We start from the raw sequence: 20,490 nt of genomic DNA on the forward strand, positions 1-20,490 counted from the left end.
CTTCTCTAGAGCGGCGTCCTAGTTGCAGGACTGTGTCCGAGCCTGGAGCCGTTCATGACCGAATGCCGCAATTTTATCGATGGTGACTTTCAGGAGCCCGCCGACAGATCCCGGATCGACGTCAGGAACCCCGCCACTGGCGTGATCTTCACCAGCGTACCCGCCGCAACAGAAGCAGATGTTGTCCGGGCCGCGCAGGCCGCCGCTCGCGCTCAAAAGCCCTGGGGTCGTCTGCCGGCGATTGAGCGCGGCAATGCCTTGCGCCGGCTGGCTGACATTCTCGAGAAGAATGCTGGCAGGATCGGCACGGCGCTGGCCAATGAATCCGGGAAGAGCCTTGCGGACGCCACCGGCGAGGCCATCTACGGTGTTGAGCTCATGCGATACCACGCCGAGTGGGCGCGGCGCATTGAAGGCGAAGTGATCGAGAGCGACACGCCCGACGAGACACTGATGCTCAAGCGAACGGCAATCGGTGTCGTTGCCTGCCTGATCCCTTTCAACTTCCCGATCTACACGCTGGTCCGCAAGATTGCCCCGGCATTGATTGCCGGCAATTCCGTCGTTGTCCGCCCCAGCAACACTACACCAACCTCGGCTTTCATCTTCGCCGAATGCGTTGCCGAAGCCGGTTTGCCCGCAGGCCTCGTCAACATCATGACGATGAACCATGATGTGGCAGAAGTGATGTGTACCCGCAGCGAAATCGGCATGATCACGCTGACCGGTAGCGTTTCGGCCGGACAGACGGTGCTTGGCTTTTGCCGGACCAACATCGCCAAGCCCTCGCTGGAACTCGGTGGCAAGACGCCGGTCATCGTCGAACCGGATGCCGATCTTGATCTCGTGACGCGCAGTGTCCTTGCGGCAAAGACCGCCCATTGCGGCCAGGTCTGCACCTCCGTTGAGCGGCTTTATGTCCATGCCTCTATCCACGGCACGTTGCTGGAAAAGCTCAAAGCCGCCTTCGAGACCCGTCATTTCGGCGACCGCTCCGAGCATCCCGATCACATGGGGCCGCTGGCGACGGCACAGGCACGGCTGAAGGCCCACCACATGGTGGAGCGCGCCGTGGCCGATGGTGCGACATTGGAGGCAGGCGGCTATCTGCCGGATGGTGACGGCTTCTTCTATCCACCGACACTTCTGTCCGGCTGCAGGCAGGACATGGAAATCGTCCAGGAAGAAGTCTTCGGGCCGGTGCTCCCCGTCATTCCGTATACCGATTTCGACAATGCGCTTGCCATGGCCAGCGACCACCAATTCGGGCTCGCCTCCGTCGTCTTCTCGGAAAACTACCGCAAGGTGATGAAGGCAGCGAACGAGATCGAAGCGGGCGAGCTCTACATCAACCGTTTCCCGGCAGATCCCTACCAGGGCTACCACGCCGGCTGGAAGCGCTCCGGCCTCGGCGGCGATGATGGCAAGCACGGCATGCTGGAATTCACACAGACCCGCCTCGTCATCCTCAAGCATTGAACATATCGCGGCACCAAGGGGGTATCCATGAAAGTCGCTTCGCTCAAGACCCATGTCGTGGCAACGCCTGCGCCGCATATTGGCGGCATGTACTGGATCTTCGTCGAGCTGGAGACGGCCTGCGGCATCACGGGCGTCGGCGAAATCTATTCGACCGCCTTTCATCCGTCCGGCATCGCCGTCCTCGTCGAAGATGTTTTCACCCGTTATCTCGAGGGTCATGATCCGCACCAGATCGAACGCTTCTGGCGTGCTGCTTATTCGAGCGGCTTCACCCAGAGGCCCGATCCGACCATGGTCGGCATTATTTCAGGCCTTGAGATCGCCTGCTGGGACATCATCGGCAAGGCGGCGGGTCGGCCCGTTGCGGATCTCCTCGGCGGCACGGTGCATGAGAAGCTGCGCGCCTACACCTATCTCTATCCGAAGAACGCAGCCGGAGAGTACGACTACAACGATCCGGATCTGGCCGCCGAAGAGGCGATCCGAATGGTCGAGGCGGGCTTTACTGCACTGAAGTTCGACCCGGCCGGCCCCTACACGAACTATTCCGGCCACCAGCTGTCGCTCGCCGTCATGGACCGCTGCGAAGGGTTTTGTCAGAAGATCCGTGACGCGATCGGCAACCGTGCGGACATCCTCTTCGGCACCCACGGCCAGATGGTTCCCTCCTCTGCAATCCGGCTCGCCAAGCGGCTGGAGAAATACGATCCGCTATGGTTCGAGGAGCCGGTGCCGCCTGGCCAGGAGGCGGCGATGGCGGAAGTGGCGCGCGCGACCTCAATCCCTGTGTCGACCGGCGAACGGCTGACCACGAAATATGAATTCCAGAGAGTGCTTCAACTGGGGGCAGCCTCCATTCTCCAGATGAACGTCGCCCGTGTTGGCGGACTGCTGGAGGCGAAGAAGATCGCTGGCATGGCAGAAGCCTTCTATGCGCAGATCGCGCCCCATCTCTACAACGGACCCGTTGGAGCGGCTGCTAGTATCCAGCTTTCCGCGGCAAGCCCCAACTTCCTCATTCACGAAGCCATCATGGATTTCGGCGGCTTCCATGCGGAGGTGCTGAAGACCAAACTCGGTTTCGAGGACGGCTACCTCATTCCCTCCCGCGAGCCCGGCCTCGGCATAGAGCTCAATCACGAGGTCATTGCGTGCCATACGCCCTATACGGGTGAACGGCTGCACCTCCAGATGGCCCCGGAACCGATGGACGTTAAAGCCTTCGCGCCGGCCAAGGGCTGAGGGATAACGCCCATGATCTTCGATTTCATTGTGGTCGGTGCAGGCTCGGCAGGCTGCATCGTGGCCAGTCGCTTGAGCGAGAGCGGACGCTATTCCGTGCTTCTGATCGAGGCCGGTGGCGAGGATAAATCCTTCTGGTTCAAGATCCCCGTCGGCTACGCCAAGAGCTACTACAATCCCAAGGTCAACTGGATGTACCGTACCGAGCCCGAGCCGAACCTCGGGGGACGGCGGATCTACGCCCCGCGCGGCAAGGTGCAGGGCGGCTCCGGCTCGATCAATGCCATGGTCTTTGTGCGCGGCGCGCGCCAGGACTTCGATGACTGGCGCGACGCCGGAAACCCGGGCTGGGGTTTCGATGACGTGCTGCCCTTCTTCCGCAAGCTGGAGACCCATGCGCGGGGAGAAAGCCACTGGCATGGCACAGAGGGCCCCATCCATGTGACGCCGATGCGCGGGGCAACCCATGCCGTCAGCGACGCCTTCCTGGCCGCCTGTGACGAGCTCCAGGTGCCGCTGAACGAAGACTTCAACGGCGCTGCGCTCGAAGGTGCCGGTGTCTACGACGTCAACACCCGGCGCGGCCAGCGCTCGCACTCGAGCGCCGAATATCTGCGACCCGCGCTGAAGCGGCCGAACCTTTCCATTGAGCGGGAAGCCCATGCACGCCGTCTGCTGGTCGAAGCCAATGGCCGGGTGTCAGGTGTGGAAGTGATCCAGCATGGTCGCTTGGTGACCTACTCAGCGCGCCGAGAGGTCATTCTGACCGCTGGTGCCGTGGACACGCCAAAGCTGATGCAGCTCTCCGGTTTCGGTGACGGATCGGTGCTTCTGAAACATGGGATCTCGCCGCAAAGACACCTGCCCGCCATCGGACAGAACCTGCAGGATCACCTCTGCGGAAGTTTCTACTACCGCTCAAAGCGGCCGACGTTGAACGGCGATTTTGCCAGCCTCATCGGCCAGGCCCGCTTTGGCCTGATGTGGCTGTTGAAGCGCAGCGGCCCCTTCGCGATGAGCGTCAACCAGGCCGGCGGCTTCTTCCGGGGATCGCCAGATGAGGCGCGCGCGAATATCCAGGTCTACTTCAACCCTCTGTCCTATCGTATCCCGGACAATCCACGCGCGGGCCTGACGCCAGAGCCCTATCCGGGTTTTCTCATCGCGTTCAATGCCTGCCGCCCAACCAGCAAAGGCGCAATCTCGATAGCCTCCCCCGAGGCCTCTGACGCTCCATTGATCCGTCCAAACTATCTCTCGACAGAGCGTGATATAGACGAAGTTCTGCAGGGGAGCCGGCTCATGCGCCGGATCGCGGCCACCCATGCACTAGCCGGGTGGGTAGAGGACGAGGTGTCCCCCTCCAAGGCTGCAGATACGGATGAGAAGCTGCTCGACTATTTTCGCCAGAACAGCGGATCGATCTATCACCTGTGCGGTACCTGCGCGATGGGCACTGATCCGCATTCGAGCGTTGTCGATGCGCGGTTGAGGGTGCACGGCGTGGCAGGGTTACGCATCGTTGACGCCTCCGTCTTCCCCAACATTACCGCCGGCAACATCAATGCGCCCACGATGATGGTCGCCGAAAAGGGTGCGGCGATGATTCTCGAAGACACACACTCCGCCTGACAGAACCACATGAAAAAAGCCGGACCCAAGGGCCCGGCTTCAAATCGTGTCGTCGAGTTCTGCCAATCAGGCGGCGACGAGAATGCCGTTCAGGTTGGTCAGCTCAGCAAGATACTGCTCGAGCTTGGTACGGTGCTCGTGTTGCTCGACGCCTTCGAGTTCCTTGCGGGCCTCGTCGATGCGCTTGGTGAGCGTATCCGGGGCGATTTCCGAAAGCGGAACAGCCGATTCGGCGAGCAGCGTGCAGCCGGTCGGCAGAACGTCGGCAAAACCACCGAAGACCACGTATTTCGTGACCTGACCGGAAGCGAGCTTCACAGTCACGACGCCCGGCTTGATGGTCGTCATGGTCGGCGCATGATTGGCCATGACGGTCATTTCGCCTTCCGTTGCCGGAATGACGACTTCGCTCACCAGCTCGGAGAGCAGAAGACGCTCGGGCGAAACGAGCTCAAAGTTGAAATTGTCGGCCATGGTCGTTCACTTCTCTGATGAAGGATGGAGCGGCACGCGAGTAACCCGCGTGCCGGCGTTCCCTTGTGCCTTAAGCCGCTTCGGCTGCCAGGCGCTTGGCCTTTTCGATCGCTTCTTCGATCGAGCCAACCATGTAGAAGGCAGCTTCCGGCAGGTGGTCGTAGTCACCGTTGACCAGGCCCTTGAAGCCCTTGATCGTGTCTTCGAGCGCAACCAGCTTGCCCGGCGAACCGGTGAAGATTTCAGCAACGAAGAACGGCTGGCTGAGGAAGCGCTCGATCTTACGGGCGCGGGCAACGGTCATCTTGTCCTCTTCGGACAGTTCGTCCATGCCGAGGATGGCGATGATATCCTGAAGCGACTTGTAGCGCTGCAGGGTCGTCTGAACCTTACGAGCGATTTCGTAGTGTTCTTCGCCAACGACCAGCGGGTCGAGCATGCGCGAGGTCGAGTCGAGCGGGTCAACAGCCGGGTAGATACCCTTTTCTGCGATCGAACGCGACAGAACCGTCGTTGCATCCAAGTGGGCGAACGAGGTGGCCGGAGCCGGGTCGGTCAAGTCGTCGGCGGGAACGTAAATGGCCTGAACCGAGGTGATCGAACCCTTGGTCGTGGTGGTGATGCGTTCCTGCATCTGACCCATGTCGGTTGCGAGCGTCGGCTGATAACCAACGGCCGACGGGATACGGCCGAGCAGAGCCGACACTTCCGAACCTGCCTGGGTAAAGCGGAAGATGTTGTCGACGAAGAACAGAACGTCCTGGCCCTTGTCGCGGAAGTCTTCAGCGATCGTCAGACCGGTCAGAGCGACGCGAGCGCGGGCGCCCGGCGGTTCGTTCATCTGGCCGTATACGAGCGCAGCCTTGGAGCCTTCGCCGCCGCCGTGCTTGTTAACGCCGGACTCGATCATTTCGTGGTAAAGGTCGTTGCCTTCGCGGGTACGTTCACCCACGCCTGCAAACACGGAGTAACCGCCGTGTGCCTTCGCAACGTTGTTGATCAGTTCCATGATCAGAACCGTCTTGCCAACGCCGGCACCGCCGAACAGGCCGATCTTGCCGCCCTTGGCGTAAGGCGCCAGGAGGTCGACGACCTTGATGCCGGTGACGAGGATCTGCGATTCCGTCGACTGCTCGACGTAGGACGGCGCTTCCTGGTGGATGGCGCGACGGCCTTCGGTGACCAGCGGACCGGCTTCGTCAACCGGCTCGCCGATGACGTTCATGATGCGGCCAAGCGTTTCCGGACCGACCGGAACGGTGATCGGAGCGCCCGTGTCGCTGACCGGCTGGCCGCGGACGAGACCTTCGGTCGAGTCCATGGCAATCGTGCGGACCTGGTTCTCGCCGAGGTGCTGCGCGACTTCGAGAACGAGGCGGTTGCCGCCGTTGTCGGTTTCCAGCGCGTTCAGGATCGGGGGCAGTTCGCCTTCGAATGCGACGTCGACGACGGCGCCGATGACCTGCGTGACCTTGCCGAGAGCACCAGCTGCGGACTTCACCGCCTTAGACTTGGGGGTAGCTGCCTTAGCCATGTATCTTACCCTCTTTCCTTAACCTCAGAGCGCTTCCGCGCCCGAAATGATTTCAATGAGTTCCTTGGTGATCTGTGCCTGACGCTGGCGGTTGTACGAAAGCGTCAGCTTGTTGATCATCTCACCGGCATTGCGCGTCGCATTGTCCATGGCGCTCATCTTGGCGCCCATTTCACCAGCAACGTTTTCGAGCAGGGCCCGGAAAATCTGAACCGAGATGTTGCGCGGGATCAGATCCTCGAGGATCGCCGACGCGTCCGGCTCGTATTCGTAAAGCGCAGAAGCACCAGCCTGCGGAGCAGCATCGGCCGGAGCGGCCGGGATGATCTGCAGGGCGGTCGGAATCTGGCTGATCACCGACTTGAACTCGGAATAGAACAGCGTGCAAACGTCGAATTCGCCACGCTCGAACATACCGATGACCTTGCGGCCGATGGCATCTGCATTGGTGAAACCGATACGCTTGACTTCGCGCAGGTCCGTACGTTCGACAATCATGCCGGCAAATTCGCGGCGCAGGCTGTCGTAACCCTTCTTGCCAACGCAGAAGATCTTGACCGTCTTGCCTTCGGCCAGGAGCTTGCGCGCATGGTCACGGGCGAAACGGGCGATCGACGAATTGAAACCGCCGCACAGACCGCGTTCGGCCGTGCAGACGACGAGCAGATGCACGTCGTCCTTGCCAGTACCGGTCATCAAGCGCGGTGCGCTGTCGTCCGAACCCACGGCTTGCGCGATGTTGGCCAGGACGGCGCCCATGCGCTGGGAGTACGGGCGAGCAGCCTCGGCCGCCTCCTGCGCACGACGCAGTTTCGCCGCGGCGACCATTTTCATCGCCTTGGTGATCTTCTGCGTCGCCTTGACGGAGGCGATCCGGTTTTTCAGATCCTTAAGTGAAGGCATCCGTTATCCGTCCTTGGCTTGAGCCTGAATTAGGCGAAGTTCTTCGCGAAGCTATCGAGAGCAGCCTTGAGCTTGCCCTTGGTGTCGTCGCTGATCGCCTTGTCGGTGCGGATCGCGTCAAGGATCGCCTTACCTTCCGAACGGAGGTAGGAGAGCAGCCCCTGCTCGAACTTGCCGACCTGATTGACGGCGACCTTATCGAGGTAGCCATTCACGCCAGCGAAGATCACCGCAACCTGTTCTTCCGTCTTGAGCGGAGAGAACTGGGCCTGCTTCAGGAGTTCCGTCAGACGGGCACCACGGTTCAGCAGGCGCTGGGTGGCGGCATCAAGGTCGGAACCAAACTGGGCGAAGGCAGCCATTTCGCGATACTGGGCGAGTTCACCCTTGATCGAGCCGGCAACCTGCTTCATCGCCTTGATCTGAGCGGCGGAACCAACGCGCGAAACCGACAGACCGACGTTAACGGCCGGACGAATGCCCTGATAGAACAGGTCGGTTTCAAGGAAGATCTGACCGTCGGTGATCGAGATAACGTTGGTCGGAATAAAGGCCGACACGTCGTTACCCTGGGTTTCGATAACCGGCAGAGCGGTCAGCGAGCCGGCACCGGCAGCGTCACCCATCTTGGCGGCGCGCTCGAGCAGACGCGAATGCAGGTAGAAAACGTCGCCCGGATAAGCTTCGCGGCCCGGAGGACGACGCAGCAGAAGCGACATCTGACGGTAAGCAACAGCCTGCTTCGACAGGTCGTCGTAAGCGATCAGGGCGTGCTGGCCGTTGTCACGGAAGTATTCGCCCATGGCGCAACCAGCGAACGGTGCGAGATACTGCATCGGAGCCGGATCGGACGCGGTTGCCGCGATAACGATCGAGTACTGCAGTGCGCCGCGCTCTTCGAGGATCTTCACGAACTGAGCAACAGTCGAACGCTTCTGACCAACAGCGACGTAGACGCAGAACAGCTTGTCGTTATCAGGGCCGTTGTCGTGGATCGGCTTCTGGTTCAGGAAGGTGTCCAGAATGATCGCGGTCTTGCCGGTCTGACGGTCACCGATGACCAGTTCGCGCTGGCCACGACCAACCGGGATGAGGGCATCGATAGCCTTGAGGCCGGTCGACATCGGCTCATGAACCGACTTACGCGGAATAATGCCAGGAGCCTTTACGTCGACGCGCGAACGGCGGGTCGCGTTGATCGGGCCCTTGCCGTCGATCGGGTTGCCAAGCGCGTCAACGACGCGGCCGAGCAGTTCCGGACCAACCGGAACATCAACAATGGCGCCGGTCCGCTTGACGATGTCGCCTTCCTTGATGCCGCGGTCGGCACCGAAGATAACCACACCGACATTGTCGGCTTCGAGGTTGAGCGCCATACCGCGAACGCCGCCCGGGAACTCGACCATTTCGCCAGCCTGGACGTTGTCGAGGCCGTAAACGCGGGCAATACCGTCACCGACGGAGAGCACCTGGCCGACTTCGGAGACTTCCGCCTCTTTGCCGAAGTTCTTGATTTGATCTTTCAGAATTGCGGAAATTTCCGCGGCGCGGATATCCATCAGCCAACCTCTTTCAGTGCAAGCTTAAGGGTGGAAAGTTTGGTGCGAAGGGACGTGTCGATCTGGCGGGAACCGATCTTCACGATCAGACCGCCAAGCAGAGACGCATCGACCGTGACCACGATCGAGACTTCCTTGCCAGTAACGCCCTTCAGCGCCGCTTTCAGTTCGGATTCCTGCTCAGCCGAAAGGGCGTGAGCAGAGGTAACGTCCGCCGTGATCTCACCCTTGTGACGGGCGGCGATCTGGCGATAGGCGGCCACCATGCCAGATACGGCAAACAGGCGGCGATTGCTGGCGACGACCTTCAGGAAGTTCAACACCAGCGCGCTCAGACCGGCCTTTTCGCCGATCGCACTGATGGCGTTGACCTGATCTTCGGCCGTAAAGACCGGCGACTGGACCAGACGCTTCAGATCGTCGCTCTCGTCGATCATCGCCTGGAACCGGTTGAGATCGGCGGCGACCGCGTCAATGGCACCGGCCTCGAGCGCAAGCTCGAAAAGCGACGATGCGTAACGCTCTGCCACGCCTGAAATCACTTGGGATGCGTCTGCCACGGGCAAAAAATTCCCTGATTTTGACCCAGGATCGAAGCGCCCCAAGATAGGGCCTCACAACGTCCTGATATCGTTTTGTTTTTCCCCAAAAACACCAGCCCGTAAGACTTGCGTTTTCCGAATTTCGCGGTCCGTCTAGCATACGAGGTCTAGACTCGCAACACGCGTATTAACGGTTTGCACCCCGAGAGCAAGGCCTTGTTGGGTTTTTTGTCCGAATCTGCGTCAAATTGGCGGCGCAGTGACTGGGACTGCGCCGTTCCTCAAATTCAAGTCAGACCAAAGACATAGGCGAGAGGCATGGCAGCAAGTGCGAGCTCTGCAACCAGGAGGAGAAGGTTGCGCCAAGTGCTCCCACCATCCGACATGATGGATAGGATGCGAGCAAAAGCCGCAAGTGCCACGGCAGCCCCGAAAGCGAGATAGACCGTGGGCTGCGCCAGGAGAAGTGCTGTTCCTGAAAAGCCGGTGACGAGTCCGCCGGTGGAGCGGACGGCACCAAAGCCCTCGGGCCGCCCCTCCCGTGGCGCAAGGCCGAGCAGACGCAGCGTCAGACCCGGTGCAAACATGATGAAGCAGCCGATTACGGCAGCAGCGGCAGCTGCGACGAAGGCCAGCTGCTCGCCCAGCTCGGTGGGGAAGTAGAATTCCATGGTGGATCCTGAGAAGACGAAAACGCGGGGCTTATGCCACATATAAGGCTGAGGCGGTATGGGATGACCGTGAAATTCTTGCGCGTCGGTCCACGGCACTCAGAGGAAGCTCTGAGGATCCACATCGACTTGAACCTGGATTGATCGCCGCTCCTTCGGCCCACGGTCCAGCATACTGCGGACAAAGCCCTGCATGTCGCTGCTGCGTCTTCCATGCACCAGCAGCCGGAAGCGGTGGCGACCGCGGATCAGTGCAAGCGGCGCCTCTGCCGGGCCAAGCACCATGATCCCGCTCTCATGGGGTGCTGCCTGGCGGAGGGCTCGGGCATGCCCCTCGGCTTCTGCCCGAGTATCGGCAGAGACAATGATCGACACGAGACGGCCATAGGGCGGCAGCTGCGCACGCTCTCTCTCCGTAATCTCTCGCTCGTAGAATGCCGAGGCATCACCGGATACCAGCGCCTGCATCACCGGATGTTGCGGCTGGAAGGTCTGGATGAGGCCGAGGCTCTTGCGGCCCGTGCGCCCGGCACGTCCAGTCACCTGCGATAGAAGCTGGAAGGTTCGTTCGGCGGCGCGCGGATCGCCATTCGACAAGCCGATATCGGCATCGATGATCCCAACCAGCGTCATCAGTGGGAAATTATGGCCCTTCGCCACCAGCTGCGTTCCGATGACGATATCCGCCTCGCCATTGGCAATCGCTTCCAGTTCCAACCGCAGCCGCTTCACGCCACCAAGGTCGGATGACAAGACCAGCGTCCGGGCGTCGGGAAAATGCTTCTCCACCTCTTCCGCGATCCGCTCGACACCGGGCCCGCAGGCCACCAGATGGTCGAGCGTCCCGCATTCGGGGCAGGCATTCGGCGTCGGTTCGTGATAACCGCATTGATGGCACTGGATCTGCCCGCGGAACCGATGCTCCACCAGCCAGCTCGAACATTGCGGGCATTGGAAACGGTGACCGCAGACCCGGCAGAGCGTGAGCGGTGCATAGCCGCGCCGATTGAGGAAGAGCAGCGCCTGCTCTCCCCGCTCAACCGCCTTTCCAACCGACCGCAGCAAGATCGGAGACAAGAAGCCGCCACGCTCGGGCGGATGTCGGCGCATATCGATCAGATGCAGATCCGGCATGGCTGCATCGGCAAAGCGGGTGGGCAGATGGATGCGCTGATAACGTCCGGCAATGCAGTTCACCTGGCTTTCGACCGACGGCGTGGCGGAGACCAGCACCACGGGAAAGCCAGCAATCCGCGCGCGGACAACAGCCATGTCGCGCGCATTATAGAAGACGCGATCTTCCTGCTTGAAGGCGGGGTCATGCTCTTCGTCGACGATGATGAGGCCAAGATTTTCGAAGGGCAGGAAGAGCGCCGAACGCGCGCCGGCAACCACACGGACCTCTCCGGTGGCCACCTGCCGCCAGACCTTCTCGCGTGTCCGCGTGGCAAGATCAGAGTGCCATTCGCCGGGCTTGGATCCGAAGCGATCCTGGAACCGATCGAGGAAATTGGCCGTCAGCGCAATTTCCGGCAGCAGGATCAGCACCTGCTTGCCCTGCTTCAACGTCTCGGCAATCGCTTCGAAATAGACCTCGGTCTTTCCTGAGCCGGTAACCCCGTCGATCAAGGCGACGGAGAAACCGCCCTTGCCGATCATGGCGAGGATTTCGTCTGCTGCCTCCTTCTGCGGACCGGCAAGACGATGCACCGCATAGTCAGGATCGGGAGGCGCAACGATCGGCGGCGGCGGCAGGAAGACCTGCTCGAACACACCCTGTTTGGCGAGCCCGTCGATCACGCTCGCGGACACGCCTGAGGCATGGGCAAGTCCGCTCTTCGTCCAGGACAATCCGTCACCGGCAAGTTCGAGCACTTTCTGGCGCGCCGGCGTCAAACGCTCAGGCTGATAGCCGCTGAAGCGCAAGCCCTCGATCATCGGCTCTGGATCAAAAGCAGCGGGTGCCCGAAGCGCCATGCGCGCAACATAACCGGGCGGAGACAGGGTATAGGCTGCAATCCAGTCGAGAAAGGCACGCATATCCTTGTCGAGCGGCGGGCAGTCAAAGACCTTGGTGATTTCGCGCAGCTTCTTCGGATCGACCGCCTTATCCTCGCCGCCATCCCAGACCACGCCAACAACCTGCCTTGGACCCAGCGGGATCTGCACGATTGCGCCCGGTTCGACCACCAGCGCTTCCGGCACGGCATAGCTATAGGCAGTCGGCGCTGGCATGGGGACCAGCACCGGCACGACCTTTCGGCGCGGTGTCTCGAAGAGTTCTCCGAACAAGCTTTTCGAATCGTCCGTCATCGGGCGCAACTTGCCCCCGCCGGACCGGAATTGGAATATCCGATTGCGATATGAGGGAGAGCGTCAGCCGAAAGCGCGGTCAGGCTCCTGCGGCAGTTGGTGCACGGTATAGGCCTCCAGTGCCCTGGTCACCTCCGTCACATCACCGTCCAATGCGCTGACCGGGATCAGCGGACCGACCGTGAAGTCGAATTGCTGACCCCTCTTGTTCAGCAACTCGTGGAAAACGGTCATGTCCCTGAGTTCGGTCGACCAATTCGCAAACCAGTAGAATAGGCCCGAATTGCGAGCTTTCATGTTCACCGGCAGGATCGGCAGATCGTATTTTCGGGCAAGCGACACCGCCGAAGTCTTCCACGGACGCTCGTTCAGCCGACCGTTGTCCCAATAGGCGATGCGGCCGGATGGAAACAGGATGGCGGCCTTGCGCTCCTCGATCGCGCGGTTGGTCAATTGAAGTGTCTCGCGTGCCTTGAGCTTGGACTTGTGCTCCTCGCGCCACTCCACAGGGATGATGATTTCGGCCAGTCGCGGATTGACCCGGATCGCATCGCGGTTCGCGAAGAAGGTCATGTCGGGGCGCCGCGTCTTCAACAGGTCATACATCGCGACACCGTCGGCAATGCCCGTCGGATGGTTGCTGACGAGAATGAAACCGCCTTCGGGCGGAATACGGTCGGCATTGCGAACCCCGATCTTGAGGTCCAGAGCCGCACTCAGATAATCGAACACCTGCGCCCCGTTGAGGCGCGCCACATCATCCGCGAATTCCACCGCCTTGCCATAGCGCAGCAGCGTGTAGACAAAAGGCCGCATCACCGGCCAGAGCGGATGCTTGACGATCTTCTGGCCGCGCTCGGCGATCAGCGTATCGACGATGTGGCCAGGTCGACCTTGAGAAACGAGCGTGACGGCTTCGGAGAAACTGCCCAGGGTGGAAACGGTGGGACGGCGCATCAGCGGGATCCTCGCCAGTGAGTTCGAGCCTCTTTGACACCCCGGTGTGATCCGATCATGACAGCCCCTGTCGTTAGTGCTTCGGTAACCCTCCCACGGCATCGTGGGTCGGATTTCCAACCACTGACAACGCAGACGGCGCAAAATTGATCCCCGCAGACGAAAAACTTCTCGGTGAACGGAAATCCTGGCTCGAAAGCCTCGGAGACGAACGCCGCTTGGCCGGCAATACGCTGGAAGCCTACGAGCGGGATACGCGCCAATTTCTGCAGTTTCTGTCCGGACATGTCGGCGGAAGCGTGGCGCTATCGGACATTCAGGCGCTTCGGCCAGCAGATCTGCGCGGTTTTCTGGCCCATCGCCGCAAGGACGGCGCCGGTGCCCGCACACTCGGCCGCCATCTTGCCGGCCTGCGCTCCTTCCTCCGCTATCTGGAGCGCAAGGGATTGGTGAATGCTGCCGGCGCCAGCGCGATTCGCTCACCGAAACAGCCGAAATCCCTGCCAAAGCCGCTGAGCGGCAGCCAGGCGGTCACCGTCGTCGACCGCGCGACGCAGATGAACGAGGAGCCGTGGATCGCGGCGCGCGATGCCGCCGTGCTCACTCTTCTCTATGGCTGCGGCCTGCGCATTTCAGAAGCACTTGGGTTGCCGCCTGAGGCCTTTCAGGAAAAGACGACAAGCCTCAGGGTTACCGGCAAGGGCGGAAAGATGCGCATCGTGCCGCTTCTCCCAGTCGTTGGCGAGGCGGTCGCGGTCTATCGCAAGCTTTGCCCCTATCATCTGGAAGCCGGCAAGCCGCTGTTTCGCGGAGCGCGCGGTGGGCCATTGCAGCCGGCGATCATCCAGCGCGAAATGCAGCGCCTTCGCTCGGCCCTTGGCCTGCCGGATTCGGCAACGCCGCATGCCTTGCGTCATTCCTTCGCCACCCATTTGCTCGGCAGCGGCGGCGATCTGAGGACGATCCAGGAACTGCTCGGCCATGCCAGCCTGTCGACCACACAGATCTACACCGGCGTCGATAGCGCCCGCCTTCTCGACATCTACGACCGAGCCCATCCTCGCGCCCGATAAGCGCGCATGCTCAGCTTCGGGATTAACCACACGCCTTAATCAATCATGAGGCTAGTTCGGACTATCGTCCTGACACTTACACAGGAGATGTCATGACCGCCCAACGCATCCTCTCGCTGCGAACCCGATGGCCGCGCCTTTCGATGGAACAGGTTCTGCAGTTTATTGTCGGCGCCCTGCCCCTCCTGATGCTGACAGTCCTCCTCGCCACGCTGGTATCCATCTCCACCGCAAAAGCCACCGATGCAGCAGCCTGCAAGGGCAACAACCTGCTGGAGAGCATGGCGAAAGAGAATCCCGCGCTGCTCGCAGAGATCCAGGCGGAGGCGGATGCGATCCCGAACGGCAGGGGTATTTTCTGGAAGATCGAAAAGGACGGCGTCAAGCCCTCCTGGCTGCTCGGCACCATGCATGTGACGGACCCCCGTGTCCTCAAGATGCCGGAGGGTGCCCGTCTTGCTGCGGCCGACGCCAATGTCGTGGTCATCGAATCGGATGAAATCCTGGATGAGAACAAGGCTGGCTCTGCCCTCCTCATGCATCCGGAACTGACAATGTTCACAGATGGCACCAGTATCAAGGACCATCTTGACGCTGCATCACTCACCAAGCTCGACGAGGGCCTGAAACAGCGCGGTCTGTCGCTCGCCGTGGTCGCCAAGATGAAGCCCTGGATCCTTGCGAGCTTCGTCGCCCTGCCCGCGTGCGAATTGTCCCGCAAGGCAGGCGGTGCATCTTTCCTCGACATGCAGATTGCCAAGGACGCGGTGGCAGCCGGAAAACCCGTCGCCGGTCTTGAAACACTGGTCGAGCAGCTGGAAGCCATGGCAGACCTGCCCATCGACTTCCACTTCAAAGCTCTGGTCGAGACGATCACGCTCGGCGACAAGATGGAAGACGTCATGGAAACCATGACGGAACTCTACCTCTCCGGCGATATCGGCATGACCATGCCCTTGCTGAAAACCGTCGCTCCGTCCACGACAGAGGGTGATGAAAGTGCTTATGCCGCCTTCGAAAGCCGCATCATCAGCGATCGCAACCTCGTCATGGCCAAGGGCAGCACCCAGCACCTTGAAAAAGGCAATGCCTTTATCGCTGTCGGAGCGCTCCATCTGCCGGGCGAACAGGGCCTGGTCGAACTCCTGCGACGACAGGGATACCGACTGTCTCGCGTAGAGTGACACCGGTCCATCGCAGCCGCGTCGAATTTTCGTTACAGCACCGCTCAATTGTCTGATCTGTTCGATCCCGGTGTCTGCCAACGGAGGCTAGCGTGCGAATTCCTATCTTGTCCCTGGCCTTGGTCAGCCTCCTTGCTGCATTTCCTGCCGCCGCAGAGGTCTCCTGTCCCTCCCAGAGCATGATCGGAAAGCTCAAGGCTGCAGATCCGCAGGCCTTTCGCCAGCTGGAACAGCGCTCCGCAGAGATCAAGAACAACCACGGCCTTTTGTGGAAGATCGAAAAGGAGGGGCTCGCCCCCTCCTGGCTCCTCGGCACAGCGCATCTGCGTGATCCGCGCGTCAGCAAGATAACCCCCGCCGTCGACGAGGCCCTGACACAGGTCGAGACCCTGCTCGTGGAACTGGAGGAAATTGGCACGCCTCAGCTGATCCAACAGCAACTGCTGATGCGGCCGGATCTGACCATGCTCGCGACCGGCACGCTTGATCAGGTGCTTCCAGAGGCGCGCCGGCCCGCACTTCAGGATGCACTCGCCACACGCGGACTGAGCGTCAAAATGCTGGCCCGCATGCGGCCATGGGTCATCTATTTCAACCTGATGAGCGACCGCTGCGAAACGCGCCTGCTGAACGAAGGCGAGATCGTGCTCGACCATTTGCTGGTGAACACGGCAATGCAAGAGGGTATCTTTGTCGCTGGCCTCGAAACGCCTGCGGAACAGTTCGCTTCTATCGCCTCATTGCCGGACGGCCCGATGCTGGAAAGTCTCATTCAGCAGTTCAGCTCGCCCCATTCCGGTGAAGAACAGACCGGCGCCCTGATCGAACTCTATGAGGCGCAGGATACCGGCATGATGATCATTCTCAACGAGATCATGGGCTGGGACCCGGTGACGGCACGCGCCTTTGCTGACAAGATGATCACGGCTCGAAATCACCGCATGGCGGAAAGAGCCGCCGGCTATCTCCAGGAGGGTGGCGTTATGATCGCCATCGGCGCGCTTCACCTGCCGGGGGACGAAGGCCTGATCGAACTCATCCGCAAGCAAGGCTTTGTCGTCACGCGTGTCGGAAGCTGACTAAAGCGAGCTTAAAAGCAGGACAGCCTCAACGCATCCGCGCCAGCATGGTGCGGACGATCAGCTTGTGGAACGGGGTGATCACAAAAATATAAAGTCTGCCGAACAGATTGTGCCGCTCAACCAGCGTTGTGATGGCGAGTTTCCGCGCCTGGGGACCGGCAGCCGCGACATCCAGCACGATCCGAAAATTGAGATGGGCGTCGTCGAAGCCGAGCACAACCTGATCGTCGCGGGCGCTGACGACGGGAAAAGCTCCAATCGTCTGGCTGTCCGCGATCCCGAGTTCCGCGGACTTCAAGCCGAACAGCCCGACAATCCGGTTGCGCAGCGCCAGCAGCAAGCCCACCCAACGGGGAGAACGCCCGAATATCTGTCTCGCAAGATCGAGCGCAGTAGCGTCAGGAGCAAGTGCGATGACGGCATAGCGATCCGCCCAATTAGCCGAGGGAAGGGCAGGATGCGGCATTGCCACGGGTTCCAACGATACTTTTGACATGCAACGCCCCCGGAAACTGGCGACCACAGGGGCGCCTTGTGTCAGCCTTTGGTCATACGCTGAGCGACCGGGGTCTTCCAGTAGAACTGATGCACCAGCACTGCGGCAATGTGAACCACGATCAGCACCCACATCAGAAGCTTAAGAGGCCCGCCGTGAAGCTCGCCGGCAATCTCGTTGCCAAAGTAGTATTTACCGATGCCGCTCAGCGGCAGCAGAATGAACAGCGCGTAGAAAGTGCCATGCGCAATCTTCGACGCAAGCCGCAGGACCGGCGGCTCCTCGGCCGGCGCGGCAGGCGCTCCCCGGGTCAGGCGCACGGCGAGCCGGATCAGCCCAAGACAGAGCACCGCTATACCGACATAGGCATGGATGTTCGCAGAGGAGAGATCAGCTGGCGAGGGCACTTCGCCTCGCTCATAGGCTTCGACCGCTTCCTCCATCGCGTCGGAGAAGATCAGGTTGAAGAGAATGAGAAGAGCCATCGTCCAGTGCAGGGCCTTCTGGAAAAGGGAGTAGGAGGTGGGGGCGATCACGGACATTGGTTTGCCTTTTGTCATTTCGGGAAAGAGGCAGTGCCCACACATGATAAAGGCCGCCGCTTGGGGTACAAGCGACAGCCTTCAATCTTACTGAAATATAATAATTGGCTTATATCAGTTCTGCAGACCTTACATGTGTAGCGGCTTGAAGAAGGTAGCGAGAGCTGCTTCCTTCACGGCCTCCGACATGGTCGGGTGCGCGTGGCAAGTGCGGCCCAAATCTTCCGACGAACCGCCGAACTCCATCAGCACAGCGGCCTCGTGGATCATCTCGCCGGCGCCGAGGCCGATGATGTGCACGCCGAGAACGCGGTCGGTGTCCTTGTCGGCGAGAACCTTGACGAAGCCGTCCGAGGCAAGCATGGCGCGGGCACGGCCATTTGCCGTGAACGGGAACTTGCCGACCTTGTAGGCGACGCCGGCCGACTTCAACTCTTCCTCGGTCTTGCCGACGGAGGCCACTTCCGGCTGGGTGTAGACGACGCCCGGAATGACCTCGTAATTGACGTGACCATGCTGGCCAACGAGGATTTCGGCGAGTGCCACGCCTTCGTCTTCCGCCTTGTGGGCGAGCATCGGGCCCTTGACCACGTCGCCGATGGCATAGATGCCGGCAACATTGGTGCGGTAGTGGCCGTCGATCTCGACGCGGCCACGATTGTCGAGCGCAACGCCGGCTTCTTCGAGGCCGAGACCAGCGGTGTAGGGCTTGCGGCCGGTGGCGACGAGCACGACATCGGCGTCAATCGTCTGGGCTTCACCACCCTTGACCGGTTCGAAGGTGACCTTGGCGCCTTCGCCCGACTTCTCGACACCGGTGACCTTGGCGCCGAGGTTGAACTCCATGCCCTGCTTGGCAAGGATGCGCTGGAACTGCTTGGAGACTTCGCCGTCCATGCCGCCGAGGATCGTGTCGAGATATTCGACGACAGTCACCTTGGCGCCAAGGCGCGACCAGACCGAGCCGAGCTCGAGGCCGATCACGCCACCGCCGACGACAACCATCTTGCCCGGCACCTTGTCGAGCGCGATACCTCCGGTCGAGGACACGATGATCTTCTCATCGATATCGACCTGAACGCCCGGAATGCCGGCAACGTCGGAGCCGGTGGCGATGACGATGTTTTTGGTTTCGAGGACCTGGACTTCACCGGCATCGTTGGTCACCTGGACCTTGCCCGCGGCGAGAATCTTGCCAGTGCCCTGGATGCCGTCGATCTTGTTCTTCTTGAACAGGAAGGAAACGCCCTCGACATTCGACTTCACGGTCGCATCCTTGTGCGCCATCATCTTTTCGAGGTTGAGGGTCGGAGTGCCGACGTCCACGCCGAGATCGGACATGCCATGCGAGGCATGGTGGAAGACTTCCGACGCGTGCAGCAGGGCCTTGGACGGGATGCAGCCGATGTTGAGGCAGGTGCCGCCATAGGTCTGGCGCTTCTCGACGACGGCAACCTTCAGGCCGAGCTGGGCCGCCTTGATGGCGCAGACATAGCCGCCGGGGCCGGAGCCGATAACGATGACATCATAAGACATGAGGAGCTTCCTTCGTTTTCGACGGTTACCGACCGCCGCTGACATTCAAGAGGGCACCCGTCACATAGGATGCCTGAGGCGAGAGGAGATAAAGAACGCTGTCGGCCACTTCGTCGGCCGTGCCGGGTCGCTGCATCGGGACGATGGGAGCGAGATCGCGGGCACGGTTCGGAAGACCGCCGGAGGCATGGATTTCGGTGTCGATGATACCGGGCCTGACAGCATTGACCCGGATGCCCTCGGTCGCGACTTCACGCGAAAGCCCGACAGTCAAGGTATCGACCGCAGCCTTGGCGGCGGCATAGTCAACATATTGGCCCGGACTGCCGATCACGGCAGCCATGGAGGAAATGTTGACGATCACGCCACCCTGCCCGCCATGCTTCGTTGACATGCGCTTCACGGCTTCTGAGGCACAGCGGATCTTGCCGATGACATTGACGGCAAACATGCGGTCGAGCCGCACCCGGTCGAATTCATCGACCCGTGCGGTGACATCGACGACGCCGGCATTGTTTACGAGACCATAGAGGGGGCCAAGGAGATCAGCAGCGGAGAAGATCGCCGCGATCCCACCTTCATCCGCGGTATCGCCCTGTACGATCTCCGCCCTCACACCGAGCATTCGGCAATCGGAAGCAACGGCCTCGGCAGCAGCTTTGTCGGAGCGGTAGTTCACCAGCAGGTCATAACCCTGCGCCGCGGCCTTTCGGCAGACGGCAGCACCGATGCCTCGGCTGCCGCCGGTAACAAGGAGAATAGGCCGGCTGGTCATGAGGCGCATCCCTTGAACTCGAAGACATCCCAAGGGCCGGTCTCGAGAGCCTTGCCTGCAGACGAGGCCAAGACGGCGGGGCCGAAGCCCGGCAGGAGAAGCGCATCGGGAGCTGCAGCGCCTTCCGACGGGAGAAGATCGACATGACCCGTCGCCTCGTCGATGCCGTAGACAATGCCTTTCCAGACGGTGCAGGCAGCGAGATCCGCGCCTGTCACGTCGCCTTCGGGGCAGTTGTTCATCAGTATGCCGATGGGTCGCTCAATCTCGGGATCGTACATGACATAACCGTCGAGCTTGAATTTGCCGACTGTCGTGGAGAAGCCATGCGTCACTGGCGTGTTTTCACCGCTCGCCGCGGCAAAAACCAGTTCGACCCCAGTTTCGGCTTCGCGATAGGTAGCTTTTTCAATCAGGCAATCAGCGGCCCAAGCCGCGTGAGAAAGCGCAAGCGCGGCAAGAAGAACGCATGCTCCCAGTGGCGCGCCCATGC

The 20,490-nt window shown here is 61.0% G+C and carries 19 protein-coding genes; 6 read left to right on the forward strand and 13 right to left on the reverse strand.

Features of this window, described 5'->3' with window-relative positions; all coding sequences use genetic code 11:
- Positions 1-54: 54 nt before the first annotated feature.
- From aldA to IP76_RS08980, 3 genes are read left to right on the forward strand one after another with little or no spacing between them, the layout of a single operon-like run.
- Positions 55-1,479 carry an aldehyde dehydrogenase gene (gene aldA, locus IP76_RS08970; RefSeq protein ID WP_054157874.1) on the forward strand — a complete coding sequence of 475 codons (1,425 nt, stop codon included), beginning with the start codon at positions 55-57 and terminating at the stop codon, positions 1,477-1,479.
- 27 nt (positions 1,480-1,506) lie between these two features.
- Complete coding sequence (locus IP76_RS08975; protein ID WP_054157875.1) at positions 1,507-2,724, forward strand: mandelate racemase/muconate lactonizing enzyme family protein; 1,218 nt, start codon at positions 1,507-1,509, stop codon at positions 2,722-2,724.
- 12 nt (positions 2,725-2,736) lie between these two features.
- Entirely contained in the window at positions 2,737-4,356 is a 1,620-nt protein-coding gene (locus IP76_RS08980) for a GMC family oxidoreductase (RefSeq protein ID WP_054157876.1), read from the forward strand.
- Positions 4,357-4,422: 66 nt separating this feature from the next.
- Here the strand turns inward: IP76_RS08980 and IP76_RS08985 are convergent, their stop codons facing one another.
- The 8 genes from IP76_RS08985 to IP76_RS09020 form a co-directional block, all read right to left on the reverse strand.
- Positions 4,423-4,830: a F0F1 ATP synthase subunit epsilon gene (locus tag IP76_RS08985; protein ID WP_054157877.1), complete on the reverse strand. Its 408-nt coding sequence runs from the start codon at positions 4,828-4,830 to the stop codon at positions 4,423-4,425.
- A gap of 70 nt (positions 4,831-4,900) precedes the next feature.
- Positions 4,901-6,364: a F0F1 ATP synthase subunit beta gene (gene atpD / locus IP76_RS08990; protein ID WP_054157878.1), complete on the reverse strand. Its 1,464-nt coding sequence runs from the start codon at positions 6,362-6,364 to the stop codon at positions 4,901-4,903.
- Positions 6,365-6,388: 24 nt separating this feature from the next.
- Positions 6,389-7,267, reverse strand: a complete 879-nt coding sequence (locus IP76_RS08995) for a F0F1 ATP synthase subunit gamma (protein WP_054157879.1) — start codon at positions 7,265-7,267, stop codon at positions 6,389-6,391.
- Between the two features lie 29 nt (positions 7,268-7,296).
- Positions 7,297-8,826: a F0F1 ATP synthase subunit alpha gene (atpA, locus tag IP76_RS09000; protein ID WP_054157880.1), complete on the reverse strand. Its 1,530-nt coding sequence runs from the start codon at positions 8,824-8,826 to the stop codon at positions 7,297-7,299.
- On the reverse strand, positions 8,826-9,392 hold the full coding sequence (locus IP76_RS09005; RefSeq protein ID WP_054157881.1) for a F0F1 ATP synthase subunit delta: 567 nt from the start codon (positions 9,390-9,392) through the stop codon (positions 8,826-8,828). The genes atpA and IP76_RS09005 overlap by 1 nt, the downstream gene beginning before the upstream one ends.
- A 263-nt stretch (positions 9,393-9,655) precedes the next feature.
- Positions 9,656-10,039, reverse strand: a complete 384-nt coding sequence (locus tag IP76_RS09010; protein ID WP_054157882.1) for a hypothetical protein — start codon at positions 10,037-10,039, stop codon at positions 9,656-9,658.
- Positions 10,040-10,138: 99 nt separating this feature from the next.
- Complete coding sequence (locus IP76_RS09015) at positions 10,139-12,352, reverse strand: primosomal protein N' (protein ID WP_054157883.1); 2,214 nt, start codon at positions 12,350-12,352, stop codon at positions 10,139-10,141.
- A gap of 63 nt (positions 12,353-12,415) precedes the next feature.
- On the reverse strand, positions 12,416-13,309 hold the full coding sequence (locus IP76_RS09020; RefSeq protein ID WP_156318527.1) for a GNAT family N-acetyltransferase: 894 nt from the start codon (positions 13,307-13,309) through the stop codon (positions 12,416-12,418).
- Between the two features lie 146 nt (positions 13,310-13,455).
- Here IP76_RS09020 and IP76_RS09025 point away from each other — a divergent pair, with 146 nt between their 5' ends.
- From IP76_RS09025 to IP76_RS09035, 3 genes are all read left to right on the forward strand, one after another.
- Positions 13,456-14,382, forward strand: a complete 927-nt coding sequence (locus tag IP76_RS09025) for a tyrosine recombinase XerC (RefSeq protein ID WP_054157884.1) — start codon at positions 13,456-13,458, stop codon at positions 14,380-14,382.
- 92 nt (positions 14,383-14,474) lie between these two features.
- Entirely contained in the window at positions 14,475-15,566 is a 1,092-nt protein-coding gene (locus IP76_RS09030; protein WP_054157885.1) for a TraB/GumN family protein, read from the forward strand.
- A gap of 92 nt (positions 15,567-15,658) precedes the next feature.
- Positions 15,659-16,645: a TraB/GumN family protein gene (locus IP76_RS09035; protein ID WP_156318528.1), complete on the forward strand. Its 987-nt coding sequence runs from the start codon at positions 15,659-15,661 to the stop codon at positions 16,643-16,645.
- Positions 16,646-16,673: 28 nt separating this feature from the next.
- On the opposite strand, the gene IP76_RS09040 is transcribed toward IP76_RS09035, so the two are convergent.
- From IP76_RS09040 to IP76_RS09060, 5 genes are all read right to left on the reverse strand, one after another.
- Positions 16,674-17,144, reverse strand: a complete 471-nt coding sequence (locus tag IP76_RS09040) for a DUF2867 domain-containing protein (RefSeq protein ID WP_054157887.1) — start codon at positions 17,142-17,144, stop codon at positions 16,674-16,676.
- A gap of 41 nt (positions 17,145-17,185) precedes the next feature.
- On the reverse strand, positions 17,186-17,686 hold the full coding sequence (locus IP76_RS09045; protein ID WP_054157888.1) for a cytochrome b: 501 nt from the start codon (positions 17,684-17,686) through the stop codon (positions 17,186-17,188).
- A gap of 129 nt (positions 17,687-17,815) precedes the next feature.
- Entirely contained in the window at positions 17,816-19,222 is a 1,407-nt protein-coding gene (gene lpdA / locus IP76_RS09050) for a dihydrolipoyl dehydrogenase (RefSeq protein WP_054157889.1), read from the reverse strand.
- A 25-nt stretch (positions 19,223-19,247) separates the two neighbouring features.
- Positions 19,248-19,997 carry an SDR family oxidoreductase gene (locus tag IP76_RS09055; protein ID WP_054158076.1) on the reverse strand — a complete coding sequence of 250 codons (750 nt, stop codon included), beginning with the start codon at positions 19,995-19,997 and terminating at the stop codon, positions 19,248-19,250.
- Positions 19,994-20,488, reverse strand: a complete 495-nt coding sequence (locus IP76_RS09060) for a hypothetical protein (protein ID WP_054157890.1) — start codon at positions 20,486-20,488, stop codon at positions 19,994-19,996. Before IP76_RS09060 ends, IP76_RS09055 begins: the two co-directional genes overlap by 4 nt.
- Positions 20,489-20,490: the final 2 nt, after the last annotated feature.

Source organism: Rhizobium sp. AAP43, from assembly GCF_001296045.1.
Lineage (GTDB): Bacteria > Pseudomonadota > Alphaproteobacteria > Rhizobiales > Rhizobiaceae > Allorhizobium.